Genomic DNA, 25,854 nt, shown 5'->3' on the forward strand with positions numbered 1-25,854 from the left:
CACTGTGTAAATTTTAATCGATATCGCCGAAACCGCATGAATACTGGGTTTCTTTAGGCTTTATCACGTGACAGCAGTACAACCGTCTCGACGTGTTCTGTTTTTGGGAACATGTCAAAGACACTCCACTTAATGATTTTATAACCATTTGCCAAAGCCACACGAATATCTCGAGTCATTGTAAGAGGATTACAGGAAACATAAACCACCGTGTCAGGCTTCTTTTTCATTAAATAACCAACAACTTTCTCTGCACCTGAACGCCCCGGATCAAGAAGTACTTTGTTAAATACACTCTTTGCCCACAGTGTTTTTTCAAAGTCATCAGTAAGGTCATGAACAAAAAACTCTGCATTGTGAATATCATTATATTCGGCATTAAGCTGTGCTTCCTTAACCATATTCCACACACCTTCAATGCCATAAACATGTTCACATCTGGAAGCAACAGGCAGAGTAAAATTACCCAGTCCGCAGAAAAGGTCAAGCAGTCTGTCCTTATCATTCAAATCTAAATAATCCATTACTCTGGCAACCATCAGTTTATTTATTTCATCATTCACCTGAATAAAATCACCAGGCACAAAATAGATTTTTTTGCCATCAATGGTATAATACAGGCCTTTTTCACCATTCAGAACATCTTCATTAAGCAGATCAAGCTCTTCCCAATCTTCCAGATCTTCCTTTCCCTTTTCATGACGGGTCTGAATATAAACGGCAACCCCATGTTCATTACCGAAATTAAACAGAGTTTTAAGATCTGAAGCTTCCAGATTGTTAATGCATCTGAAAAGAACTGCTACGATATTGTCAGCCTTTACAAGTTCAACATGTCCAATAAGCTTGAAATTTGAAATCTGATTGATTATCTTACGAATCGAAGGAATCAGCTCGGATAATTCAGGATGCAGCACACAGCATGAATCTATCTCAACAAGATTCTTGCCTTTTTCTTCTCTAAACCCGATATGAATCTCTTTTCTGTCCCCTGTTACTGACAGTCTTGATGTACGTCTGTAGAAAAACTCCGCTCCGGAAACCACCTCACATGGTACCCCCGGATCAATTCCGAGATTCTTTTTCATCAGACGAAGTACACCATCAGCTTTAAACTTCTTTTCAAGTTCAACCGATATATGCTGAAGAGAACAGCCACCGCAACCTGAAAACTGACACTTTGGGGAAATTCTCTGTTCACTTCTTTTTTTTACACTGATAAGCTCAGCTTCACCAATGTTGTTCTTTTTCACAGAAACAGCTCTTACCACGACCTCTTCTCCCGGAAGAGCCCCAGGAACAAACCATGTCACTCCGTTACCGTCTCTTGCCACCCCACGTCCGGAGATATCCGCATCAATTATATTTAAGGCAAAATGCTTGGCTGAAACTTCTTTTTTCTGAGGTTTAAAAAACTTAACCATACCCAACTCTATCTATAATGTTTAACAATGAACGGCAACTGAAAATTTATTCACAATCTCAAACAGACACTTTGTAACACAAAATGCCTTGAGGTACTGTAATCTTTAAGCTTTATCTCTGGCACACAGCGGCTTCACTTCCGCTGCAATTAATATCTGCCCGGCTTAATCCCATGGAGAAGCAGTAGTTAAATTTCTAATCTGAGACATATTTGGGCTTAAAAGATCGCCCATATTATAGTTTAGAATCTTTAAAGTTGCTAAAATAAGAAACTGGTGAATATTATATACTTTTTCGATTCTTTTATCATTAACGAGTAAGAGGCTCAAATGAATCGGCATGGTCTGCGCACAAGAATTTTAATATACTCAATTCTGCCTTTACTGATTGTCGGCTTAGCCACGATGACATATTTTCTGTTCAGTAACTATACCAGGCTAAATAACAAGCTTATTGATCACGGACAGGAAATTCTCAGTCCCCTGGCAACCAGTCTAAGTTACGCCATGTCTCAGAGCGATGAAATTCTGGCTCAGGGACTGATTAATGAATTTCATCGTCAAAATTCTCGCGATATTCTGGCCATATCCGTTTTCGATCATGACAACAACATGCTTGTCACTTCAAGTTCCGCTCCGGAAATCAATCAGTTCCGCCTTGATCCTCTGAAAAATCAGTACATTTACGAATCTGCAAGCGTTGAATATACTGAAAGCGGCATCATTATGCGTATGCCGATATATACTTACAATGAAGCCGATATGCTCAAGCTGTTCATTGACAAAACCAAGTCTCCTTACGAAGGAGAGGAAGAGCAGCTCAGTTTCACGAACAGCAAGATTAACTACCCCCGTCCGATTGCAGGTTATGTATGCATCTACCTTATCACCCAGCAGACTGTTATCGACATGTACTCCAGCGCAACCGTAGCTCTTGTTGTTCTCGGCCTCGGAATAATTTTCAGTCTCTTATTCGGAATTAATCTGAACAGAATCATAGTCGACCCTATTAACAGACTGACTACGACCATTTATGAAATACGTGAAGGTAATGTTAATACCAAGGTTAACGGAATCATGTACGGCGAACTCGAACGACTCCGTACATACATCAATTCCATGGCTGACAGCATGTCTGAATACCATAACCAGATGCAGTACAGTGTTGACGAAGCCACCAATGACTTAAGACAGACTCTGGACCTGCTTGATGAACAGAACAAGGAACTTGACTCAGCTCTTAATCAGGCTAATGAAGCATCCAAAATCAAATCAGAATTCCTTGCCAACATGTCGCATGAGTTGCGTACCCCTCTTAACGGTATTATAGGGTTCGCGCAGCAGCTTTATAAGACGCCTCTCAGAAACAACCAGTCAGAATACCTGCAGACCATTGAAAGAAGTGCCAAGAACCTGCTGTCAATTGTTAACAATATTCTGGACTTTTCCAAACTGGAAGCCGGCAAACTCAGTTTTGAGGAAATACCTTTCTCCCTGCGTAAAGCCTGTAACGAAACTGTTAATCTGCTGACTCCGACAGTTTACCAGAAAGGTATCGAGCTTACCGTTAACATAGATCCTGATGTTCATGACTATGTTATCGGCGACCCTATCCGCGTAGGTCAGATTTTAACCAACCTTCTCGGTAACGCCATTAAGTTTACCAAAAATGGTAACGTAGCTTTGAAAATTTCCAAAATGGAAAGTTCCAGTGTTCCTATCACAAAAATCAATCTTGCAATATCCGTTCAGGATACAGGTATCGGTATTGATCCAGAAAAGCAGAGTACACTTTTCAAACCGTTTACACAGGCAGATTCTTCGATTTCCCGTCGCTACGGCGGTACCGGTCTGGGACTTATCATTACCAGTCACCTGATTGAACAGATGGGCGGTAAAATCTCTCTTACCTCCGAACCTGGACAGGGTACAACCTTCAATTTCAATATCATACTTAACAAGGGAATATCACCGGTTCTCAACATCAAGACACCTGAACAGAGAGCCCTAATTCACAACAGAGTAGTAGTAATTGAAAACAACACCTGGGTACGAGACTCTATCAAGAGCATTCTTCAGGAACTTGAAATGGATGTATTTGCCGTCTCAACAACCGGTGCAATTAATGCTCTGGCCTCAGCAGACAGTCCTGATTACATAGTTGTGGGCCAGCCAAGTAATTTCGAATTCAACAGAATGCTCACAACCTTCAACTCTCTCGATTTGTCCAAAGTCAAGAAGGTTATCGTTGCCGTAAACACTATGGATGAAAAGGTTCACAGAGAGCTTCTCGATATGTCACCAAAGGTTTCTGTTCTTGTTAAACCTGTTACAACAGAAAAGATTCTCCAGAATCTGATTATGTCAGAACAGGAAAATATTAACCGAACAGAACATCCTGACATGACAAAAGTACAGACCTCAACCGCAGAAAGTACTGACGTCTCACATAAGGGAAAAAATACTCAGACTGCCGAATCAGACACAACTGATGAAACCGTCAACACCAATCTGATTCCGGCTTCCGTACTCGCCGTAGATGATAATCCTATAAACCTTTCTCTTATCAAAGCTCTGTTAAAGGATCTGGTTACGGACGTATACACAGCTTCAGACGGACATGATGCCATCGAACAGTGTCTGCATACTGAATTTGATCTGATATTCATGGATATACAGATGCCTATAATGGATGGCGTTACTGCCATGAAGACAATCAAGAAAGGCGTAAACAACAAAAATACTCCTATAGTTGCCGTAACAGCTCTGGTAGTAAAGGAAGAGCAGGAACGATTCATTCGCGAAGGCATGGCAGACTACCTGTCAAAACCTCTTGATGAAGAACTGCTGAAAAAAATGGTTCATAAATTCTGTAAAGCCGCACCTGCAGTTGCCGGGCCAAAACCTAACTCTAAGGCATCAGAAGAAGAGCAGGCAGGAAATCAGCAGCATAAGAGCAAAAAGATTAAGCTGGTTAAGAACGAAACTAAGCAGAGCAGTTCCGAAGTAAAGGATAATCAGAATTCCAAAACTATTGAGTCTAAAACGGGGAAATCTGATATCACTGATACTAAAGTAAAATCTGCAACTGTTGCACCGCAGATAAAGCCTGTTCCACTAACCGGAAAGAAAAATACCGGGACCGCAACTGTAGGCATAAAGAATCCAAATGCCGCCAAGCTCCCTATTAAGAATCAGACTGGATCTGCACAGAATAAACAGGCAGACAAAACTGTTCAGCAGAATAATCAATCCATCCCCGTGATACAGAGTAACGCCCTTTGGACAGTCTCTGAAGCACTGACCAGAGCCGCGAACAAAAAAGAACTGGCTATAGAAATGCTTCAGGGATTCCTTGACAGTATTCCAAAGTTTGAAAAGGACTATCAGTCACTTAAAAACGGCGAGGGGTCTGTTCTGGCACCGGTAATTCATAAATTTGCCGGTGGAGCAGTATACTGCGGCATGCCAAAGGTGAAAGAACTGTGCAACACCATTGAGCTAGCCCTTAAGCGGGGGGATACGATTGATGATATCGAACCGGAACTTCTTGAACTTGAAGATTTTATTGACAATATAAAGAAAAACGGCCAAAAATGGCTACAGTAGCTCAAAGAAGCAAAAGTTCCGTCAAAGAAATAAATCACTGCGTATGATACAGCTAAAGCCCTCGATTATTTACCATAACCGAGGGCTTGCCGTATAACATTACAAATAAAGACAGAACCTTTATCTACTTTCCATAATGATGACTGTCAGTGGACTCAAGATAATCGATGTAAAGCTTACGACTCATAATCTCTCTGCCGTTAAGTAAATACTGAATATTCTTGCGACATATTCTTTTGGCAGCCTTTAGTGAAGACGAAGTAAAATGTCTTTCCAGTATTTCAAGCAGATCACTTCCCCTATATACATCCTCGATATTTATATTTGAGCTGATCATCTCCTGACTTACCGGAACAAAACCATGATGCATTCTGTAGAAATACCATGTATGAGGTCTGATTAATTGTTCACTGTCAGCCTCATGGTAGAAATCAACGCCTACACCAAGTTCTTCAAGCAGAGTAAGCTCAAAATTTCTGAGAGTCATCTCGACACGACGTTCATCCAGCATATTATCCAGAGCTTCAACATACGCCGAGAACACCCCCGTGCTGTCGTCTTCAATACGATACAGGAAATATACCAGTTCATTGACGTACAGAGCAGAAAACAGTGTCGGTGGCAGATATGTTATCTGCTTGCCTGCCGGACTGCAGTCAACCAGTGTCTTCAGACCGTTGTTCAAGCCTCTCAATGTTACTTTCAGAGGAGTAAACAGCTGAAGCATTGACTTTAAATTACTCTTAAGATTTCTGGCCCCTTTGGCCACAAACGAAATGCGCCCCATATCCATGCTTAACGCATCGATAATGAGAGAGCTCTCCTTATAGGGAACAGCTCTTATCACAAAGCATACAGTCTCACGACCACGATTACTTGTATACAATTTATCTATCCGTGCTTTCCGGCTTGAGAAACCTTAAATCGCTATGGATTTATTCCATGAAATCCATATATCCAAGAGATCTCAGAGCTCTTTCATCATCAGCCCAGCCGGATTTAACCTTGACCCACATCTGCAGGAATACCTTTGATTCCAGCATGTTTTCAAGATCCTTTCTGGCTTCAGTACCGATAGTCTTCAGTTTTTCACCACCTGCACCAATAATCATTTTCTTCTGGCCTTCTCGCTCAACAAGAATGAGTGCATTGATTTTAACAGTACCGTTTGGCTGAATCTTATAATCTTCAATTTCAACAGTCACGCTGTATGGAAGCTCATCACCGGTATAACGCATCAGCTTCTCACGGATGATTTCGGCAGCCATAAAACGACTTGATCTGTCAGTTATATAATCGTCAGGGAAACAGAATTCACAGGCAGGCAGTGATTCTCTTGCCAGTTCCTTTAAAGTTTCCACATTTGTTCCCTGTTTTGCTGAAACAGGAATCACATCCTTAAAATTAAGTCTTCCTGAAAGCTTTTCCATTACAGGAAGCAGTTCATTCTTATTCTGAACGGCATCAATCTTATTTATAACAAGCACTGTCGGAATGTTAACCTGCTTGATTTTTTCAAGAACCATTTCGTCATCCTGGTTCCAGCGGGCACAGTCAACTACAAAAAAGATCAGTTCCACGTCACCAATAGAGCTTTCAGCTGCTCTGTTCATTAAACGGTTGATCGCTCTCTTTTCTTCTTTGTGTAATCCCGGAGTATCAACATAAATGGTCTGATATAAACCTTCTGTGTCTATTCCGACAATACGATGTCTGGTTGTCTGAGGTTTTCTTGAAGTAATACTTACCTTCTGTCCCAGTATCTTGTTAAGCAGCGTAGACTTACCTACATTTGGTCTGCCTACAATAGCCACAAAACCGCAATGAGTGTCTGATGAAACAACTTCATCCAAATCAAAATCAGAATTCAAAGGATTACCTCTTAGTATTTTTTGAATAAATTACCTGTAAAGCTTTTGAGGCAGCATTCTGCTCGGCTTTACGACGGCTTGTACCATATCCGATATACGCTTCATTAGGATTGTTTTCAAAAGTCAGCCTTACCGTAAAGCTCTGGTCATGATCCTCACCGCTTATTTCAGTCACTGTATAAATAGGCAAAGGCTGATGTCTTGCCTGCAGGAATTCCTGCAGCTGTGTCTTTGGATCTTTCTGATCATTTCCCGGATGAATAACCTTCAGACGTCCTTCAAACCAGGTAAGGATTAACGCTCTTATTACTTCAATGTTGCGACCGCAGTCAAGATATATGGAAGCAATAATGGATTCTACAGCATCAGCCAGTACTGAATCACGACGATAACCGCCGCTTTTCAGCTCTCCTGGGCCCATAATCAGGTAATCACTTAACTTGAACTCACGGGCTATTTCCGCCAGAGTTGATTCCTTGACAAGAGTGGAGCGCATTCTGGTTAAATCACCTTCCTGCACATTCGGAAACTGTTCGAACAGTTTATCCGCAATCACGAAACCCAAAATTGAATCACCGAGAAACTCAACTCTTTCATTATGTATCAGACCGGCACTTCTATGTGTCAGAGCATTTTCCAAAAAACCAAGTTCCCTGTATTCATAACCCAGTGATTTTTCAAGTCTAAAATATCTTTCCTTAAGATCTTTTGTACTAGCCAATTTATTCCAGGCCTCCCAATCTATCGATTCTTATACCGGCATCCATGGTTCCGCTGAACCAGATGCCAACAGCCCTGCCAACAAGATTCTTATCAGGCACAAATCCCCAGAAGCGGCTGTCACGGGAATTTTCACGGTTGTCACCCATAGCGAAATAATGTCCTTCAGGTACAACCCATTCACCATATGGTCTGTTTCCCTGAACAAAAAACATTTCCGGAGGTCTGGATGTTTTATCGTGCATGATTTTATGCTCATAACCAAGAAGATTTTCGGTACCGGTCATACCATATTCACTCAGATGCTCAGGATTTCTTTTATTCCACACCTGAAGACTGTCAGGATCCTGAACATAAGTAATATGCTTATATTCAGACTCTCCGTTCGGCTTAATAAAAAGTTCACCGCCTTTAAACATGATTGCATCACCGGGAAGACCGATTATACGTTTAATATAATCAATCTCAGGCTTTTCGGGATATTTAAAAACAACAATGTCACCTCTTTTCGGAGATGAAGTATTAATCCAGACATTATTGGTTATCGGATTACGCAGACCGTATCTGAATTTTTCGACAATCACGAAATCACCGCGAAGAAGCGTAGGCATCATTGATGCGGAAGGAATTCTGAACGGTTCATAGGCAAAAGACCGAACAACCAGCACAACAAAAAGCACCGGGAAACAGCTTGCAATGGAACTAAGCAGGCCATCTGAATTCATAATAGCCTCTTTTTCCTTACGGGTTAACGGAATACTGTGAGAAATTTCCGCCTGTTTCAAAGCAACTTTACGCTTTGGTTTGAAAATAAGCAGGTCCAGGAACCAGAATACCGCCGTAAGACCTGTTGCTACATATAAAATAAGAGTAATAGTATTCACTCTTGAAACCCCTTATTCACTGCCGACCTGCAACACTGCGAGGAAGGCTTCCTGAGGAACCTGAACTTTACCCAAGGCTTTCATTCTCTTCTTACCTTCTTTCTGTTTTTCAAGAAGTTTGCGCTTTCTGGTAATATCACCGCCATAGCACTTTGCAAGCACGTCCTTACGTAAAGCCTTAACCGTACTTCTGGCCACAATCTGACTGCCGATTGCCGCCTGAATGGCTATATCAAACATTTGGCGCGGTATCAGTTCCTTCATTTTTTCCACCAAGAGTCTGCCCTTGCTTACGGCATTGTCCTTGTGAGTAATGATTGCCAGAGCATCTACCCTTTCCTGACTGATAAGAATATCAAGTCTAACCATCTTGGCTGGCTGGAATCTCTTGAAACTGTAATCCAGAGAAGCATAACCGCGGGAAGTTGACTTTAATCTGTCGAAGAAATCAAGCACTACTTCAGCCATTGGAATCTCATAGGTTAACGCAACCTGATTTCCATGATAAACCATGTTGGTCTGAATACCGCGTTTTTCCTGACAGAGCTGCATTACATTCCCTATGTACTCATTTGGAGTAAGAATGTTACATTCAGCTATAGGTTCTCTGATTTCAGCTATGTTACTTACAGGAGGAAGAGCGGCAGGAGAGTCTATTTTGATCACCTCTCCATTGGTAAGTTCTATTTCATATACTACTGTCGGAGCAGTGGTTATAAGATCCAGATTATATTCTCTTTCCAGTCTTTCCTGAATGATTTCCATGTGAAGCATTCCGAGAAACCCGCAACGGAAACCGAAACCGAGAGCTGTTGAGTTTTCAGGCTCAAAGAAAAGAGAAGCATCATTCAGGGAAAGTTTATCCAGAGCTTCTCTGAATGCATCATAATCATCTGTTGAAATAGGGAACATGCCAGCATAAACCTGAGGCTTTACCTTCTTAAACCCCGGTAACGGCTCAAGCGCACCGTCCTTGGCATTTGTCAGGGTATCACCTACAGGCGCACCATGAATGGTCTTAATACCGCATACTACCCAGCCGACCTCACCGCAGCAAAGTTCAGTACGATCTTCGAGCTTTGGAGTAAACACACCAAGTCTGTCAACCCCCCATGAAACTCCGGTACTCATGACCTTTATCTTATCACCCTTCTTCAGATGCCCGTTCTTGATACGGACAAGAGAAACAACACCGAGATAATCATCAAACCATGAGTCGATAATAAGTGCCTCAAGCTTTCCATCAGGATCTCCGTCAGGAGCCGGAATCTTCTCAACAATCTGTTCAAGAATTTCATCAACACCGACACCTGTCTTTGCAGAACATCTTACGGCATCGGAAGAATCAATACCGACGATGTCTTCAATTTCCGCTGCCACACGATCAGGATCCGCGGCTGGCAAATCAATTTTATTCAGTACAGGCAGTACTTCCAGATTAAGATCTATTGCCTGATAGCAGTTAGCCAGTGTCTGAGCTTCCACACCCTGTCCTGCATCAACAACCAGAAGAGCACCTTCACATGCTGCAAGAGAACGAGACACTTCATAGGAAAAGTCCACATGGCCGGGAGTATCAATAAAATTCAGCTCGTATACTTCTCCGTTTTTGGCCTTATAATTCAGTGTTACGGAACGTGCCTTGATGGTAATACCTCTTTCACGTTCAATATCCATGGAGTCCAGAACCTGTTCCTGCATTTCTCTTTCTGTCAATCCGCCGCAAAGCTGAATAAGGCGATCTGACAAGGTGGACTTACCATGATCAATATGAGCAATAATTGAAAAGTTTCTAATATTATTCTTTATCATTCTTCGTTAGGGAGCCTGTAATCTCTACCAAATTAATCCGCGTCTGTCAGCTCCTGTCTTTATTGAGAAAACCGAATAAATCACAGATAATAAATCCAACAACATGTCAGAAAATCGTTTATTACTTAACGCCGGAGCTGAAATTATTATTTTATAGTTAAATCAATACAGCATTATACTCTAATTTTTTACTTTTGTTGTGTTCTTGCATTCCGGTTTAACAGGCAGCACTCCGAGCATTCTCGGATTCCAGATTGTTCTCTTCAGAATTTTGGCAAGAATCATTGCCACAGAAAAACCAAAGCCCAGCCCCGCAACTGCCCCCAGCGCGGCAAATACGTCAGCCTGAGCATTTCCCGAGGTGAAACTGAAAGTCAGCCCCGCACAGGCAATCATGAAGAACAACGGCACGGCATAGGAAATAAACGAACTCAGCAGAAGAGATTTTGCAGGAACCCCAACTCTGACTACCTGTCTTATCTCTGCATTACAGGTATTTTTCAAAGTAAAAACCATTGTTTTCTGTTCTGAAGAAAAAATCTCTGGAGCACAGTCATCCGTTTTTTCTGAACAGCTTCCGCAAAGACCGTTAACTCCGTATTCGCAAACCACTGTGTTATTGGCCTCATTTTTGGAAACAACAACGGCAAGACGTTCAAGATATGCGTTTTTTGTATTTGTCATTATTTTTTGATTTCACTGTATGATTTGGCAATTTTATCTTCCGTATCCATCAGTATATCCCCCACGACCACAATCTCATATGGAGGAGCTTTGTATCTGAGAAGATTTGTCGTTCCCTGTTTAACCACAGGAAAATCACTGCCTTCAAGAGCCTGTATCCGGTATACGGAAAAATCGGTTATTCCGTCTGTAAACAAAAGATGTTCAACATCTGTTTCCGATCCCGGCATTGAGTATTTTTCACTCTGAACCATTTCAAATCCGCTCGGTATATAAGCAGGTTCCCAGTTCAAACTGTTCTTATGTTCAGAATCTTTATCCGTTACGGCAACACCATCTTCTATCGCGGTTCCTGACTGTTCAAAAGACTGAGCTGATTCCTTTAGATACGCTTCATTGATATTCTGAATAATTCTGTTCGGACTTTCAGTATATATGAAATGAGTTGCCAGGTATGATTCCATCAGAGAACCGTCAAGAGGATTAACAACATCTATCTGAAGCAGAATATTGGTTATTTCATCAACATACAGCACATAACCATACCGGTCATTCTTTTTAGGAGACAGACGAACCATAAAGACATCCCTTCCGGCAATTCTGTTTCTGCCGGTAACTACCGGAACATAATTCTTAAGAATTCTGTCTGTGGAAACAGTATTGAATCTGCCTAACAAAAAAGGGTGTTTACCGTTATTTATGATTTCCGGCTGACTTCCAGCTCTGAAATAAGCCATTATTCCCTCAGCCGAGAAATACCCCATTGGCATTCCGTTAAGATATAGCCAGTGACTGTACTGGCGACCGTCTATAACGCCATGGGAAAAAGAAACAGGCTCGGAAGCTGCCATGGTCTGTTTTACAAAATACAGTTCAAAATTAGAGCTTCTGAAAGCCTGCTGCATCTCGTTTAAACGACGTTCGGCATTCAGATTCTGGTTAAATCTGTCATCTGCCCATAAATCAGAAAAAGGCAATACCGCCAAAGACAGTACTGCCATGAATAATCTTGCTTTTTTAAATCTCACCTGTTATCTGTCCTGAACTATATTTCTTCTGGCAGAGTCGTGATCATTAAGGAGCGCTTCTATGGTGTTCATTTCTTCAAGCTTCTTAGTCTTGTATTTTTCCACCTGTTCGCTGTTCTTACTGTCAGCACTCACCAATACGTTGTTCGCTTCAACCCCGTTCATAGGCTGTTCATTAGTCCCTATATCCAATTTCAGATTCTGCTCACCGGAAACCACGGTATTGCTTACAGGTTCAATACTCATACCGGAATTGAACACGGAATCATCGTTAAAATCCGAATTGTGAACGAAAGGCATTCTCTGTACGCCGAAAACACATACACAGGCTACCGCTGCAGCTACTGCAATCCTGCCAAGAGAACTCCAGAAGTCATTGGTCATGCCGCTGCTATGCTGAGCTTCAGGCAATTCGTCATTAACCGCCTCGCCGACGACCTGCTTGTCATCATGAGGTCTGATGCTGATATACTGAGGTTCCGCATTGAGCTTTTCGGACATACGGGAACTGAATTCATCCATATTAATGCCATTAGGCAATTCATCTCTGACTGCAGCTCTCTGACGGGTATAATCCTCCCATTTGGACATACACTCTTCATCAGACATCAGCTCAAGGAGTTGTTCGTCAGATAAAGACTCTCCATCAAGATACGCAGAAAGTAATTCGAATTTGTTTTCCATAACGCTCATAAGAATACCTCAGCCGTTAACTTCAGCTTTTTCAGAAAGATATTTATCAATTATTTCTCTGGCTCTGAAAATTCGGGATCTCACTGTTCCCACAGGGCAATTCATGACAACCGCAATATCTTCATAGGACATTTCTTCTATTTCCCTCAGACATATAGCCTGCCTGAGATCATCAGAAAGAGAATCCAGCGCTTTCTTTATAAGACGCTTTGCGTCCTCACCTTCCATGATGTTTTCAGGATTTGCAATGTCATGCAGTCTTTCAGAACCATCATAAGATTCTATTTCAGGCATATCCACATCAACCGATTTCACTTTATTTGCGCTGCTTGTAACATAATTCATGGCTGTATTAACCGTTATTCTGTACAACCAGGTATAAAAGGCGCTTTCTCCCCTGAAATCAGCCAATGCCCTGTAGGTCTTTATGAAGGCCTCCTGGGCGATATCCTGTGCATCATCGGGATTAGATACATATCTCTGGGCTATACCAATCACCTTATACTGGTATTTTTTTACAAGCATATCGAATGCCTGCTTCTTTCCCTGCTGTACCAATCTTACAAGCTGCAGATCAGCTTCTTGTTCACTCATTTAAACAGTTATTCCTGTAACTACTCCCTATCATGCACATAATGTAAGACAGAGGTATTTCTCAAAAGTTCATATGCTGTTTACACCAATGGCAAACAACAGTATTAATTGCGTTCGGGATCCCATTTTAACATACAAATATCCGTTTTTTTAAATATTATCCTTACCTTAACTTCGAAAGATAAATCTATAATATTCGACCTTTCAGTCTTCGGGTTCCGTACTGCTTCCGAATATATTTAATCAAACTGCCGACACATGTCCAACTGGTGTAAATCCAAAATAAATATCCTTCCATTGTGTGATAAAATATGATTCGTCAGTTAACAATACGTAATGTACATACCTTGGATTCCTGACTTTTTATCCTTTCAGCGTAATAAAGTCAGATGAACCCGGGCTGAGAGAAGATACAAATATGAGTAATAACGTGGAACATAATTGTGACGTCCTGGTTATAGGCAGCGGCGCTGCAGGTCTTTCTTTGGCACTTTGTCTGGCATCCAAAGCCAAGGTCATAGTATTATCAAAATCCGGTTTAAGCGCCGGCTCAACTAACTACGCCCAGGGCGGTATTGCCGGTGTATTCAACACTGCTGATGACAACGATTCAGTTGAAGAACATATTGAAGACACCAAAATTGCGGGAGGTGGACTCTGTGATCCTGAAGCTGTGGAATTCACTCTTCGCAACGCGCACGACAGCATAGCCTGGCTGATTGAACAGGGGGTACCGTTCGATCAGAAGGAAGAAGCGGTTTCCGATGAACAATCCCCATATCACCTTCACCGTGAAGGCGGACATTCACACCGCAGAATTTTCCATGCAGCAGACCACACAGGTCATACCATTCAGGAAACTCTGAACAACAGAGTTCTGGAACACCCTAACATCACTCTGCTTGATCATCACAATGCAATTGACCTTATTACCACAAGAAAACTCGAACTCGCAGGTAACCGCGTTGTTGGTGCTTATGTTTTCAATACTGAAACCAGCAAGGTTGAAACCGTAAAGGCGAAGTTTGTAGCACTCTGCACAGGAGGAGCTTCAAAGGTATATCAGTATACATGCAACCCTGAAGTAAGCTCCGGTGACGGCATTGCAATCGCCTGGCGCGCCGGATGTCGCGTGGCAAACATGGAATTCAATCAGTTCCACCCTACCACACTCTATAACCAGAAGGACAGAAACTTCCTTCTGACAGAAGCTCTCAGGGGAGAAGGAGCCTTATTAAAAAGACCTAACGGCACCAGATTCATGCCTGATTACGATGAAAGAGCTGAACTGGCTCCACGTGATATAGTAGCCAGAGCGATCGACCATGAAATGAAAAAGCTTGGTGTTGAATGCATGTATCTTGACATCAGCCACAAGACACCTGATTTCATCCGTAAACATTTCCCTACCATCTATGAAAGATGCCTTAAGGCAGGAATTGACATGATCAAGGAACCAATACCTATCGTTCCTGCAGCTCATTTTACCTGCGGTGGCGTAATGGTTGACCGTCGCGGCAGAACTGATATTGAATGTCTTTATGCTGTTGGAGAGGTTTCTTATACAGGTCTTCATGGAGCAAACAGACTCGCCTCAAACTCCCTGCTTGAATGCGTAGTCTATGGTCAGGCAGCAGCCAAGGACATTTTGGGAAGACTGCCTCTTGCAATCGATCCTCCTGCAATACCTGCATGGGATGAAAGCCAGGTTACCGATGCGGATGAAGAAGTTATCATCCAGCATAACTGGCATGAACTCCGTCTGACAATGTGGGACTACGTTGGCATCGTAAGAACCGATAAACGTCTTGAACGAGCAATGCACAGAATTAAACTGCTCAAGGATGAAGTAAATGAATTCTATTCAAACTTCCGAGTTTCCAGCAATCTGCTAGAATTACGCAATCTTCTTCAAGTTGCCGAACTTATTGTCCGTTGCGCCATGAAGAGAAAAGATTCGGTAGGTCTGCACTATAACGTGGATCATCCTAACAAGCCTGAAGTTTATAAACCTACTATTCTGTCACCTTACACCAATGAGTAAGAATACAGAGAAAAAGTTTTTTCCAAACAGGTAACAAGTTAAAAATTACCGGATATTAATCCGGTAATTTTTTTGTTATTTTTAATTATGGAATGGCAATCAGATATTTTCCCCAAGAGTAAGCCCCTTGCCAGAGTCACTGCTGATAAACTTCAATGGCACTCCGTAAATCCCGCTCAGAAACTCCTCCGTCACATTCCTTACTTTCTCATGATGAAATCTTCCATCCTGGGAAACAGCCAGTACCTCATCATCTCCCCTTATGGAAAACAAAAAATCAGGTGAATGAGTAATTACTGCTACTCCCTTACCTTTCTCCACCGCCATTTTTTTTATAAAATTGTAATAATCCCTTTTCCTCTTTAAATCCAGACTGGCATCAACCTCATCAAGCATTATAAATTCAGAATTCTGCATTACTGCTCTAGCCAGATTAACCATTGCCAGTTCTCCGCCGCTCAGCTGGGTAATCATTCTATCAGCCAAATGACCTATACCGCATTCATCAAGTATGTTAAGAGCATCAGTATATTGGGATTTTACTGATACAAAAGGGTTCACTGAATTTACTGCCCCCATTGACACAACCTCCAGGACAGGAAGAGGCAGGGAAACATTAAAGAACTGAGGGACAAAAGCAAAAATTCTGCTAACCTCCCTTCGTGACAGTTTGAAAAAATCCCGGCCATCAGCCAAAACATGCCCATCACGCAATGGAAGAAGACCTATTACAGTTTTTAACAGGGTGGTTTTTCCGCATCCGTTACTCCCTAGAATCACGTATATTCGGCCGGAATGCATGGTAAAATCAGCCCTGACATTATTTAAAGTAAGAATGTTTTCAACAGCTATATTCATTAGAATCACGCCTCCCACTTTATATTTTTGGCCATAATCACCAAAAATAAAGGCGCACCGATAATTCCTATGAGAATACCGATGGGAATTTCCACTTCAGTAATTGTTCTTGATAAAAGATCAGCCAGCAGTACAAAGTCAGCCCCCATAAGAGCACTGAAAGGTAACAGTGTACGATGATCTCCACCAACCCACATTCTTGCCAGATTGGGAATAATCAGAGATACCCACCCTATTATTCCGGCTATTGCCACGGTTGTGCATGCAGCCATAGACGCAAGCAGGAGTACGAAAACAAAAAGAATTCTGGTATTAATTCCCTGAATCTCAAGAATATCTACCGGAAGAACAAGCAGATTGAGTCTGGATGCAAAAACAAACAGCATAACAATGGCAGGTATTCCAAAAATTCCCTGAAGCATCAGATCATGATACCCTAAACCATTGAGCGATCCCATGAGAAAACTGGTTACTCCCAGAAGAGTCCCCTCATCCGGCATAAAATAATGCAGGATATTAATAAATGATACAATCATGGATGACAGCAGAATACCAGTTAAAATCAATACAAGCTGATTGAATTTTCCTCTTCTGTTTATCAGCCAGGCAAGCATTACACAGATTACGGTAACGACTCCTCCTGAGAATAATGCTCCCACAGGAAGCCAGATACCGGTAACACCGCATATAAGTAAAAGAAGAGTTCCCATTGCAGCTCCGCTGGATGCCCCCAGTAAATCAGGAGATACCAGAGGGTTCTGAAATACAGCCTGAAAAGCAACTCCCGAGACGGAAAGCATGCATCCAATCAGAACGGCATTGAGAACTCTTGGAAGTCTGATATCCCAGAACACTTCCTGTAATTCACTGTTGTTCCACACATCAACAATGGTCAAATCACTGCCACCGAAATTCAGAGACAGAATAAATACAACGATGAAAACAATAATTAGAGAGAAATACTTGTACATTTGGTAACCGGTAAATAAACATCATACCTCTATCATATTACATATTCAGAAACAAAAAAAATGTCGCACAGTGAATATGCGACATTTTTATAAGGGAAGATGAACTTACTGATTATTCGTCTACTTCTTCAATTGCTTCAAACGGGCACTCAGCCTGACAGGCCCCGCATTCAGCACAGAGCTCAAAATCAATAACACAGGTTTCACTGTTTTCATCTTCGTGAATCGCACCGCATGGACATACCTCCACACAGCTCTGACAATCTGTACACTTTTCAGCGTCAATCTTAAACATTGTTCTTCTCCTACCAAATCAATTTATTATTATTTATTATCCAGTTTCTAGCATGTCCAAATATATTTATTTACTGTGAAAAAATCAAGTAAATATACATTTTTAGTTACAGATACAACGGAGGCACCCATTATAAACGGATGCCTCTCTTATTTCACTGTATGTATCAGTAAATCCGACTACTATTCAAATACAATATTTGACATTTCGTCAGAGCCCTTAACACCTTCAGCCAATTTAATCATCAGACGAACTTCGTTTTCTGAATCGGCGAAGTGGAGAGCATTATGATAACTGATAACACCCTGCTGATAGAGTTCAAACAGACTCTTATCGAAGGTAGTCATACCTTCATCAGGAGACTTGAGCATGATTTCCTTCAGCTTGTAAAGTTCATTCTTCTGCAGACAGTCGGAAACTGTAGGAGTATTAACCAGAATATCGAATGCAGCACGACGACCCCCGGTGGTAGTTTCAATAAGCTGCTGGGCGATAATAGCCTTCAGGTTTACTGAAAGGTCGAACAGCATCTGACGCTGATTGTTTTCAGGAACAAGGTGCATAATACGGTCAATAGCCTGGTTTGCGTTGTTAGCGTGGAGTGTTGCCAATACCAAATGACCGGTTTCTGCAAAGCTCAATGCGAATTCCATGGTTTCCCTTGAACGAATTTCACCGATCAGAATTACGTCAGGTGCCTGACGCAGTGCTGATTTAAGTGCAGCATCAAAGCTTATGGTATCTGTACCTACTTCACGCTGAGTAATCAGAGAACGCTGATGGTGGTGAACATATTCGATAGGGTCTTCGATAGTAAGAATGTGACCGTCAGAATTCATGTTACGGTGACCAATCATTGCAGCCTGGGTTGTTGACTTACCTGCACCGGTAGCACCCACGAACAGTAACAGACCACGGTCTTCCATTACCCACTTGGTGAATGATGGAGGAAGATGAAGTTCTTCGGTTGTCGGAATTCTTTCAACGATTCGACGGAATACCACACCTGGATTATTAAGCTGCCAGAAACAGCTTACACGGTAACGACCGAGTTCAGGACGATATATAGCGAAGTTTGCTTCCCTTTCGTTAACATACTGTTCCTGTAAGTCAGGACGTTCAATCAGAGTTTCCTGCACAAATTCAAGTACCTGATCATAAGTCAGCTTGCCAGGTTCAATAGGTGTAAGGTGACCGTCAAGCTTAACTGCAGGTTCAAGGTCAACTGTTAAGAAAAGGTCAGAAGCCTTGTTTTCATTCATGAACTGTAGATATCTGTCTATTTTTAAAGGTTGATTATGTGCCATTATTCTTACCTCAATTAACCAACAATGGAATTTGGATCCTTAGCCTTTGATCTTGCTTCCGCAACGCTGATGATACCTCTGGAAACAAGAGACTTAAGGTCGGCATCCAAAGTCTTCATACCATGCTGAGCACCGGTCTGAATCATGGAGTACATCTGAGCAATCTTATCTTCACGAATCAGGTTTCTGATTGAAGGAATACCAATCATAATTTCATGAGCAGCTACTCGGCCGCCACCGTTCTTCTTCATCAGAGTCTGTGAAATTACGGCTCTGAGAGATTCTGACAGCATTGAACGCACCATATCCTTTTCTGCACCAGGGAACACGTCGATGATACGGTCGATGGTCTTTGCTGCGGAGTTTGTGTGCAGGGTACCGAATACAAGGTGACCGGTTTCTGCGGCAGTCAGTGCCAAACGAATGGTTTCAAGGTCTCGCAATTCACCTACCAGAATGATATCAGGGTCTTCACGGAGTGCTGAACGCAACGCATTACTGAATGACTGGGTATCACGGTGAACTTCACGCTGGTTTACCAGACAGTTCTTGTTCTGATGAACGAATTCGATAGGATCTTCGATAGTAAGAATATGGCTGTGCTGAGTTTCGTTTACATAGTCCACCATCGCAGCCAGAGTTGTTGACTTACCAGAACCTGTAGGACCGGTTACGAGAACCAGACCTCTCGGATAACTGGCGATCTTCTTAAATACGTCAGGGCAATGAAGTTCTTCAAGAGTAAGAACCTTTGAAGGAATGGTACGGAATACTACAGCCATACCGCGGTTCTGATTGAATACATTCACACGGAAACGTGCCAATCCTTTTACTTCAAAAGAGAAGTCACATTCCAAAGTCTCTTCGAACTCCTTACGCTGAAAGTCATTCATAATATCGTATACAAGGTTATGAATGGTTGACACATCTAATGGAGGCATATCTGTAACTTCAAGTGTTGCGTTATCAGTAACCTTAAGCTTACGCATGTCGCCATCAACACGAATCATTGGCGGCACACCGGCAGACAGATGTAAATCTGATGCATTATTCTTTACACCATAATGCAATAAATCTAAAATATCCATGTGAAATCTCTCTTCTGAAGACTTTGTGCTATGCAAATGCAATATAATTTAATATTAATAATCTAATTTATTAATACAATGTTAACATCTGAGTATAAAACTATTATGAGTACAATACAAGAAAACCTTATCAATGTACAAGATTTAATTCTCAAATTTGCGAACCTGACTCACCGAAAAGCAAAAGATATTCAACTACTTGCAGTAAGCAAAACAAAACCGGTAGATCAAATAATTGAAGCCTACAATGCAGGACAGAGAGCATTCGGGGAATCGTATGCCAAGGAAGCAGAGTTGAAAATCAACGAAATCAGGTCATTGGGCTACTCAGACATTGTTTGGCATTTCATTGGTCCGATACAGTCAAACAAGACCAAAATTATAGCAGAGAATTTTGATGTTGTCGAAAGTTTAGACCGCCTGAAAATTGCAAAAAGATTGAGCGAACAGAGACCGAAAGAACTTTCTCCGTTAAAAGTTCTCATTCAGGTCAACATCAGCTGCGAACCTCAGAAATCAGGATGTGACTTTGAAGAAATAGATGAAATTGCGGAATACGTCAGATCCACTGACAACCTGAAACTTATCGGACTCATGGGAGTTGCCGAAAACACCACCGAGACTGACGAAATCACCGCACAGTTTAAAAAACTGCAGAAGAAATTCAACGAAATGAAAGCTCTGGATCAGAACATTGACGTTCTGTCTATGGGAATGACAGGAGATATGGAAGAAGCCATAGCATGCGGAAGTACTGAAATCCGCATTGGAACGGCAATTTTTGGAGCCAGGGAATATCATAATTCACCTGCGGGTGCCTAACCCCAGAAACTCCGAAAGGATGGTAATCATTTCATCATATTTATGTATAAAGAATTATGTTATTCAACTATTTACCGATAGAACAATCTATCTAAGGAATATACAAAATGCAGCACCAGAACATCACATTTATTGGTGGCGGTAATATGGGTAAAAGTCTGATTAAGGGAATCCTTAATGCAGGTTATCCGAAGGAAAAAGTAACTGTTTCTACTCCTTTTGCAGAAGAAATTAATACCCTGAAGCAGACTTTCGGCATAAACGGTTTAACCGACAATGTGGAAGCGGTTAAAAATGCCGAAATAGTTGTTATGGCTGTTAAACCTCAGATGATGCATGATGTACTCACACAGTTTGCTTCATCAGGCATTGACTTCAGCAAAAAGCTGCTGATATCAATTATGGCCGGCGTAACCACCGGACGTATTGCTGAACTTGTTCCGGGCTTAACCCGTATTGTTCGCGTTATGCCGAACACTCCTGCCCTCATTGGCCTTGGCATGGCCGGTCTTTTCCCTGCAGCCGGCGCATCTGAAGCAGATAAAAAATTTGCAGAAGATCTTTTGGGATGCTGTGGCAAAACAGTATGGGTTGACTCAGAAGAAGGTATCGACAATATTACATCCCTTTCAGGAAGCGCTCCTGCATACTTCTTCCTTTTCCTTGAATGCATGGCGAACAAGGCAGCAGAATACGGTTTTTCAGAAAAAGACGCAAGATCCATGCTGGAACAGGTTATTCTTGGTTCTGCACAGATGGTTATCAACAATCAGGACAAATCCATTGCCCAATTAAGAGAGGCCGTAACATCAAAGGGCGGTACTACTTACGAAGCCTTGAAGGTATTCAATGAAAGCAATCTGAATGACATTGTTTCCAGAGCTCTTGATGCCTGCAAAAAGAGAGCTGAAGAGATGTCAAAGCAGTTCTAATCCTAAATAGTATAAAAAAAGCATTCGGCTTCTTTTATCTTCCGAATGCTTTTCCATATTCCTTCTGTCAGAAACTACTCTGATTTATCCACATAAACCTTTAATAAAGCAGGGACATTTCTGAAATCCTTGATTTCAATTGTTTTATGTTTACTCGTTTCACCTTTCAGGATAGATACATTGCTTTTTGCGGTTTTAAACTCACCTGCAAGGAATTTGCAGACATAGGCGTTGGCTTTTCCATCAACGGGAGGCGCAGTCACCGCTACCTTTACAGTATCCCCCAGAATTCCAACAATTGAATCTCTGCTGGATTTGGGCACAACGGTAACGTTAATTATTATTCTTCCGTCTTTTACAACAAGAGGCTCCACTTACCAGCTCCTATTTTGCCAAACCTATAACGAAAAACAAAAATCTCGGCATTATCGTACTATCAATGAACTGCAGAAGTAAAAACACAACCAGAAAAGACAGTGAAATATACCCTATACTTGGAATGTATTTATCAAAAAATCCCGTAACAGGCTTTAACAGAGTCAGAAGGTAAATATTGATTCCTCTTGCTGAAGGAATCCAGCTGAGAACAGCCGTAACAATCAGCAGAATAAGCAATATTTCTATAACTGTCCATACAACAAATACAATGTTTATTGCAAACAGTACAGCAAAATCCTTTAATGAAACGGAGGAAAATCCGTCCTGAACTCCCTGCAAAGAAAATAAAGTGAAAATTATAAAGGGAATCAAAACCATGTTCAGCAGGGCAGCAACATTGATATTATCGAAACAGAGATTCCGGAACACCTTTAAAAATGGAGCTGTAACCTTATAGACAAACTGGCTTACCGGATGATAAAAATCACACCTTGCATACTGCATAAGAAAACGTAGAAAAAAAATCATTCCTGGAATATACATCAGAAATTGAACAGGAAAGTTGAACAGTAGAGTAAGCATAATTTTCCTTATAAATTTCACCTGTCATGTATGATATCATGACAGGTCTTGCGTACATTCACGAAAGCTTATTTATTTTCTGAAGACTCGGCTTCATTTTCTTTTTCAGCTGCTATACTTTCCGGCTCATCGGAAACATCACGCTTAAAGCCATTTTCCCTGTCCATTTCAGCAATACTCGCACTGATGGATTCACGAAGCTGACGGGTAGCCATTTTAAGGCCTTTTCTATCAAGATTATCAACAGATACCGGAGGTAAGGCACTTACTATTACAGTACCGTTATCCCATCTGTTTAAATCTATCTTATAAGAAGAAATCGCGAAAGGAAGAATCTTTATTCCTGCCTGATTAGCAATATTCACAGCCCCATTTTTAAACGGCTGAACGCCCTTCCCCTTTGATCTGTGACCTTCAGGGAAAATCCAGATCGATTTTTTCTTTCTTTTAATGATATCAACAATCTTCAGAATTTCATTACCTGCCTTTGAGGACTTGTCTCTTTCAATAAAGATATTACCTGTAAGGAAAAACAGCAGTCCGAAAATAGGAGCCCACATCAAGCTCTTCTTACCTATACAGGCTGTTCCTGGCTGAGGAATATCAGCCATTACAATAATATCCCAGTTATACTGATGATTGCCTACCAGAACAGCAGGCATGTTTTCTCTTATAGCCTTAGGATCTATTCTGCTATCTACCTTGATACCAATTGCCCATCTTCCGCATCTTAACATCTGAGTCAGGCAGTAGATATTTCCCTTATGAAACGGTCTGAATATACATACCGTCAGACCGAAAATCAGCCATAAAAGTGCAAGTATAATTAGCAAAATAACACGAAATACTAATATCATCTTTTTTTCCTGTATTTAAAAATTAAAATTCCTTTTCGGTATCCTGTGTTTTCTCAGGCTCACTCTCGACCTCTGTTTTAGACTGCACCTTCTCAATGTAACTTACTTTCTGCAGTCCTCTTGGAAGAGTAATACCTCTGCGACCTCGAGTATTCTGATACGTATCTATTTCAGATGGAGTAACCGTCAAATGACGTTTGCCAGCATATATAACAGCAGAGTCATTTGGCGTCAGTACTGTATAGTCGACTACGTACTCTTCCCTGTTCTGAGCTCTGTCTGTAGGAATGTTTATCATTCTGTTACCCTTACCTTTAGACAGTCGAGGAAGTTCACTAACCTTAAACACGAGCATTTTGCCGATATTTGACACGATGAGACATAATGAATTTTCAAGGTTGTCTATGCGCACCGGCTTGAGTACTTTTGCATTTTCGGTAAGATTGATAAAACTCTTGCCATTCATGGTATAGCTGAGCATATCAGCAAATGTGCAGACAAAACCATACCCCGCATCAGTTCCTATCAGATAATAATCGTCTTCAGCTGAACTTATTACAGTTTCCACAATTTCCCCAGCCTCAAGGCCCAATTTACTTGTCAGCGGTTCCCCCTGACCTCTGGCTGAAGGCATTGAACTGACATCAAGAGTGTAGGCCTTTCCCTTACTAGACAGAAAAACAGCCGGCATATTGGATTTGCAGAATACGGAATCCAAATATTCATCCCCCTGTTTGTATGACAGAGTTTCCGGATTTTCCAAATACCCTTTTGCTGCCCTTACCCATCCCATCTTAGACAGAACAACTGTTACAGGTTCTGCCGGAGTCAGGTCTCTCTCAGATATAACCTGAGCGACTTCTCTCTCCACTATTGGACTTCTGCGCTCGTCACCATATTCAGCTGCCGTGGCTTTCAATTCCTTCTTAACCAGATTTTTGAATTTGGTTGGTGAATCCAGCAGTGCGTTAAGTTCACTCTTCTGCTTTTCAAGATCATTCTTTTCAGAAGTTAATGCCATTTCTGAAATACGGGCAAGCTGACGGAGTTTGGTTTCAAGAATATATTCAGCCTGCTGATCTGAGAGTTTGAATTTTTCCATCAGTACCTGCTTAGGCTTTTCTTCTTCTCTGACGATACGAATTACTTCGTCAAGATTTAAGAAAGCTATAAACAACCCGTCAATCAGATGAAGTCTTGCATTTATCTTATCCAACTTTGTTGTTATACGGCGCTTTACGGTATCGCAACGGAATTTAAGCCATTCAGTTAAAATCTGAGGAAGAGATTTCACCACCGGATTACCATCAAGTCCAAGAATATTTATGTTAATGGCATAGGTTTTTTCCAAATCCAGTTTCGGCAAGGCAAAAAGATGAGACATCATCTTATCCACATCCACCCTGTTGGACTTTGGAACCAGAACAATTCTGCAGGTATCTGATGTTTCATCACGTATATTGCTGAGCATAGGAAGCTTTTTGGCATTCATCAGTTCAGCAATTTTCAAAACAATCTCAGCCCCTCTCGTCTGATAAGGGAGTGCAGTAATGATTATTTCCCCTTTTTCAACCTTGTAAACGGCACGCATTCTGATCGTGCCTTTACCTGTTTCGTATAGCTTTTTGATTTCTGCGGGAGTGGAGATTATTTCTGCTTCAGTAGGATAGTCAGGTCCCTTTATAAACTGCATAAGATCGTCCACTGTTGCCTTAGGATTTTCCAGCATGTGGACGCATGCGTTAGCCACCTCTACTGCATTATGAGGAGGTATATTGGTGGCCATACCGACAGCTATGCCGGACGTACCATTAAGCAGAATATGAGGAAGTCTGGCAGGCAGATATTTAGGCTCCTGAATTGAGCCATCAAAATTAGGTACATATTCCGTGCAGCCGGAACCTAATTCGGACAGCAGAACTTCGGAAAATTTTGAAAGTCTTGATTCAGTATAACGCATGGCGGCAAAGGAATTCGGAGTATCCGGATGTCCCCAGTTTCCCTGTCCGTCAACCAGTGGATATCTGTATGAAAAGTCCTGAGCCATAAGAACCATCGCGCCATAACATGAAGAATCTCCGTGCGGATGGTATTTACCCATAACATCACCCACTGTTCTGGCAGATTTCATAAATTTTGATGTGGCACTGAGTCCTAAACGATTCATAGCATAAATGATACGTCTCTGAACCGGCTTTAAGCCGTCGGTTATATGAGGCAATGCACGATCCCTGATGACAGCCATGGCATAATTCAGATATGCTGATTCAGTAAAATTTTCCAGCGGGAGCAGTTCTACTCCCTCGTAACTCATTTTTTTCTCATCCATATCATATAATCCCTTTTGAACCACACTTCATTACAGGCTTTACAACAAGTCGTGTTTCCAGCCATAAAACCA

General features: G+C 41.6%; 23 protein-coding genes. 4 read left to right on the forward strand and 19 right to left on the reverse strand.

Features of this window, described 5'->3' with window-relative positions; genetic code table 11:
* Window positions 1-53 precede the first annotated feature (53 nt).
* Window positions 54-1,424 carry a 23S rRNA (uracil(1939)-C(5))-methyltransferase RlmD gene (rlmD, locus tag BMY80_RS02140; protein WP_093140554.1) on the reverse strand — a complete coding sequence of 457 codons (1,371 nt, stop codon included), beginning with the start codon at window positions 1,422-1,424 and terminating at the stop codon, window positions 54-56.
* Window positions 1,425-1,829: 405 nt separating this feature from the next.
* On the opposite strand from rlmD, the gene BMY80_RS02145 reads away from it, so the two are divergent.
* Window positions 1,830-5,033, forward strand: a complete 3,204-nt coding sequence (locus BMY80_RS02145; RefSeq protein ID WP_177178473.1) for an ATP-binding protein — start codon at window positions 1,830-1,832, stop codon at window positions 5,031-5,033.
* Window positions 5,034-5,157: 124 nt separating this feature from the next.
* Here the strand turns inward: BMY80_RS02145 and recO are convergent, their stop codons facing one another.
* The 9 genes from recO to rpoE form a co-directional block, all read right to left on the reverse strand.
* The gene (gene recO / locus BMY80_RS02150; RefSeq protein ID WP_177178474.1) at window positions 5,158-5,919 is read right to left on the reverse strand and encodes a DNA repair protein RecO; all 762 of its coding nucleotides are present in this window, start codon (window positions 5,917-5,919) and stop codon (window positions 5,158-5,160) included.
* Window positions 5,920-5,968: 49 nt separating this feature from the next.
* Entirely contained in the window at window positions 5,969-6,904 is a 936-nt protein-coding gene (gene era, locus BMY80_RS02155; protein ID WP_245730021.1) for a GTPase Era, read from the reverse strand.
* A 4-nt stretch (window positions 6,905-6,908) separates the two neighbouring features.
* Complete coding sequence (rnc, locus tag BMY80_RS02160; protein WP_051621930.1) at window positions 6,909-7,625, reverse strand: ribonuclease III; 717 nt, start codon at window positions 7,623-7,625, stop codon at window positions 6,909-6,911.
* Between the two features lies 1 nt (window position 7,626).
* Entirely contained in the window at window positions 7,627-8,508 is an 882-nt protein-coding gene (lepB, locus tag BMY80_RS02165; protein ID WP_093140558.1) for a signal peptidase I, read from the reverse strand.
* Window positions 8,509-8,520: 12 nt separating this feature from the next.
* Window positions 8,521-10,320 carry a translation elongation factor 4 gene (gene lepA / locus BMY80_RS02170; protein WP_093140560.1) on the reverse strand — a complete coding sequence of 600 codons (1,800 nt, stop codon included), beginning with the start codon at window positions 10,318-10,320 and terminating at the stop codon, window positions 8,521-8,523.
* A gap of 180 nt (window positions 10,321-10,500) precedes the next feature.
* Window positions 10,501-11,004, reverse strand: coding sequence for a SoxR reducing system RseC family protein (locus BMY80_RS02175; RefSeq protein WP_093140562.1), 504 nt, complete (start codon window positions 11,002-11,004; stop codon window positions 10,501-10,503).
* Window positions 11,004-12,032, reverse strand: a complete 1,029-nt coding sequence (locus BMY80_RS02180; protein ID WP_143066432.1) for a MucB/RseB C-terminal domain-containing protein — start codon at window positions 12,030-12,032, stop codon at window positions 11,004-11,006. Before BMY80_RS02180 ends, BMY80_RS02175 begins: the two co-directional genes overlap by 1 nt.
* Before the next feature lie 3 nt (window positions 12,033-12,035).
* Window positions 12,036-12,725, reverse strand: a complete 690-nt coding sequence (locus BMY80_RS02185) for an RseA family anti-sigma factor (RefSeq protein ID WP_093140566.1) — start codon at window positions 12,723-12,725, stop codon at window positions 12,036-12,038.
* A 9-nt stretch (window positions 12,726-12,734) separates the two neighbouring features.
* A complete protein-coding gene (gene rpoE, locus BMY80_RS02190; RefSeq protein WP_093140568.1) occupies window positions 12,735-13,319 on the reverse strand; it encodes an RNA polymerase sigma factor RpoE in 585 nt (194 codons plus the stop codon).
* 418 nt (window positions 13,320-13,737) lie between these two features.
* On the opposite strand from rpoE, the gene nadB reads away from it, so the two are divergent.
* On the forward strand, window positions 13,738-15,363 hold the full coding sequence (gene nadB / locus BMY80_RS02195) for an L-aspartate oxidase (protein ID WP_093140570.1): 1,626 nt from the start codon (window positions 13,738-13,740) through the stop codon (window positions 15,361-15,363).
* A gap of 99 nt (window positions 15,364-15,462) precedes the next feature.
* Here nadB and BMY80_RS02200 read toward each other — a convergent pair whose 3' ends face one another.
* From BMY80_RS02200 to BMY80_RS02220, 5 genes are all read right to left on the reverse strand, one after another.
* Entirely contained in the window at window positions 15,463-16,221 is a 759-nt protein-coding gene (locus BMY80_RS02200; protein ID WP_093140572.1) for an ABC transporter ATP-binding protein, read from the reverse strand.
* A gap of 5 nt (window positions 16,222-16,226) precedes the next feature.
* On the reverse strand, window positions 16,227-17,192 hold the full coding sequence (locus BMY80_RS02205; RefSeq protein WP_093140575.1) for a FecCD family ABC transporter permease: 966 nt from the start codon (window positions 17,190-17,192) through the stop codon (window positions 16,227-16,229).
* A gap of 112 nt (window positions 17,193-17,304) precedes the next feature.
* Complete coding sequence (locus BMY80_RS02210; RefSeq protein WP_031579669.1) at window positions 17,305-17,487, reverse strand: 4Fe-4S binding protein; 183 nt, start codon at window positions 17,485-17,487, stop codon at window positions 17,305-17,307.
* A 182-nt stretch (window positions 17,488-17,669) separates the two neighbouring features.
* Window positions 17,670-18,794 (reverse strand): PilT/PilU family type 4a pilus ATPase, encoded by a 1,125-nt coding sequence (locus BMY80_RS02215; protein ID WP_093140577.1) that lies wholly within the window; start codon window positions 18,792-18,794, stop codon window positions 17,670-17,672.
* Window positions 18,795-18,808: 14 nt separating this feature from the next.
* Window positions 18,809-19,882, reverse strand: a complete 1,074-nt coding sequence (locus BMY80_RS02220) for a type IV pilus twitching motility protein PilT (RefSeq protein ID WP_031579671.1) — start codon at window positions 19,880-19,882, stop codon at window positions 18,809-18,811.
* Between the two features lie 105 nt (window positions 19,883-19,987).
* On the opposite strand from BMY80_RS02220, the gene BMY80_RS02225 reads away from it, so the two are divergent.
* Together BMY80_RS02225 and proC are read left to right on the forward strand one after the other, a co-directional pair.
* Window positions 19,988-20,704: a YggS family pyridoxal phosphate-dependent enzyme gene (locus BMY80_RS02225; protein ID WP_093140578.1), complete on the forward strand. Its 717-nt coding sequence runs from the start codon at window positions 19,988-19,990 to the stop codon at window positions 20,702-20,704.
* 107 nt (window positions 20,705-20,811) lie between these two features.
* Window positions 20,812-21,636 carry a pyrroline-5-carboxylate reductase gene (gene proC / locus BMY80_RS02230; RefSeq protein WP_093140580.1) on the forward strand — a complete coding sequence of 275 codons (825 nt, stop codon included), beginning with the start codon at window positions 20,812-20,814 and terminating at the stop codon, window positions 21,634-21,636.
* A 74-nt stretch (window positions 21,637-21,710) separates the two neighbouring features.
* Here proC and BMY80_RS02235 read toward each other — a convergent pair whose 3' ends face one another.
* The 4 genes from BMY80_RS02235 to parC all read right to left on the reverse strand — a co-directional run bounded on the left by BMY80_RS02235 (window position 21,711) and on the right by parC (window position 25,782).
* Window positions 21,711-22,010: a DUF167 domain-containing protein gene (locus tag BMY80_RS02235; RefSeq protein ID WP_093140582.1), complete on the reverse strand. Its 300-nt coding sequence runs from the start codon at window positions 22,008-22,010 to the stop codon at window positions 21,711-21,713.
* Between the two features lie 10 nt (window positions 22,011-22,020).
* Window positions 22,021-22,596, reverse strand: coding sequence for a YggT family protein (locus BMY80_RS02240; RefSeq protein WP_051621937.1), 576 nt, complete (start codon window positions 22,594-22,596; stop codon window positions 22,021-22,023).
* Window positions 22,597-22,664: 68 nt separating this feature from the next.
* The gene (locus BMY80_RS02245; RefSeq protein ID WP_093140584.1) at window positions 22,665-23,453 is read right to left on the reverse strand and encodes a 1-acylglycerol-3-phosphate O-acyltransferase; all 789 of its coding nucleotides are present in this window, start codon (window positions 23,451-23,453) and stop codon (window positions 22,665-22,667) included.
* A gap of 22 nt (window positions 23,454-23,475) precedes the next feature.
* On the reverse strand, window positions 23,476-25,782 hold the full coding sequence (parC, locus tag BMY80_RS02250; protein ID WP_093140586.1) for a DNA topoisomerase IV subunit A: 2,307 nt from the start codon (window positions 25,780-25,782) through the stop codon (window positions 23,476-23,478).
* Window positions 25,783-25,854: the final 72 nt, after the last annotated feature.

It is taken from the genome of Ruminobacter amylophilus (genome assembly GCF_900115655.1).
GTDB lineage: Bacteria > Pseudomonadota > Gammaproteobacteria > Enterobacterales > Succinivibrionaceae > Ruminobacter > Ruminobacter amylophilus.

What these genes read in the sequence shown, in the direction of transcription:
- BMY80_RS02245 (WP_093140584.1), bottom strand. Translation starts at nt 23,453, where the DNA reads ATGATATTAGTATTTCGTGTTATTTTGCTAATTATACTTGCACTTTTA.
- BMY80_RS02200 (WP_093140572.1), bottom strand. Translation starts at nt 16,221, where the DNA reads ATGAATATAGCTGTTGAAAACATTCTTACTTTAAATAATGTCAGGGCT.
- parC (WP_093140586.1), bottom strand. Translation starts at nt 25,782, where the DNA reads ATGGATGAGAAAAAAATGAGTTACGAGGGAGTAGAACTGCTCCCGCTG.
- proC (WP_093140580.1), top strand. Translation starts at nt 20,812, where the DNA reads ATGCAGCACCAGAACATCACATTTATTGGTGGCGGTAATATGGGTAAA.
- BMY80_RS02240 (WP_051621937.1), bottom strand. Translation starts at nt 22,596, where the DNA reads ATGCTTACTCTACTGTTCAACTTTCCTGTTCAATTTCTGATGTATATT.
- BMY80_RS02210 (WP_031579669.1), bottom strand. Translation starts at nt 17,487, where the DNA reads ATGTTTAAGATTGACGCTGAAAAGTGTACAGATTGTCAGAGCTGTGTG.
- nadB (WP_093140570.1), top strand. Translation starts at nt 13,738, where the DNA reads ATGAGTAATAACGTGGAACATAATTGTGACGTCCTGGTTATAGGCAGC.
- BMY80_RS02175 (WP_093140562.1), bottom strand. Translation starts at nt 11,004, where the DNA reads ATGACAAATACAAAAAACGCATATCTTGAACGTCTTGCCGTTGTTGTT.
- BMY80_RS02225 (WP_093140578.1), top strand. Translation starts at nt 19,988, where the DNA reads ATGAGTACAATACAAGAAAACCTTATCAATGTACAAGATTTAATTCTC.
- BMY80_RS02185 (WP_093140566.1), bottom strand. Translation starts at nt 12,725, where the DNA reads ATGAGCGTTATGGAAAACAAATTCGAATTACTTTCTGCGTATCTTGAT.
- rlmD (WP_093140554.1), bottom strand. Translation starts at nt 1,424, where the DNA reads ATGGTTAAGTTTTTTAAACCTCAGAAAAAAGAAGTTTCAGCCAAGCAT.
- BMY80_RS02145 (WP_177178473.1), top strand. Translation starts at nt 1,830, where the DNA reads ATGACATATTTTCTGTTCAGTAACTATACCAGGCTAAATAACAAGCTT.
- BMY80_RS02215 (WP_093140577.1), bottom strand. Translation starts at nt 18,794, where the DNA reads ATGGCACATAATCAACCTTTAAAAATAGACAGATATCTACAGTTCATG.
- BMY80_RS02205 (WP_093140575.1), bottom strand. Translation starts at nt 17,192, where the DNA reads ATGTACAAGTATTTCTCTCTAATTATTGTTTTCATCGTTGTATTTATT.
- lepA (WP_093140560.1), bottom strand. Translation starts at nt 10,320, where the DNA reads ATGATAAAGAATAATATTAGAAACTTTTCAATTATTGCTCATATTGAT.
- rpoE (WP_093140568.1), bottom strand. Translation starts at nt 13,319, where the DNA reads ATGAGTGAACAAGAAGCTGATCTGCAGCTTGTAAGATTGGTACAGCAG.
- BMY80_RS02220 (WP_031579671.1), bottom strand. Translation starts at nt 19,882, where the DNA reads ATGGATATTTTAGATTTATTGCATTATGGTGTAAAGAATAATGCATCA.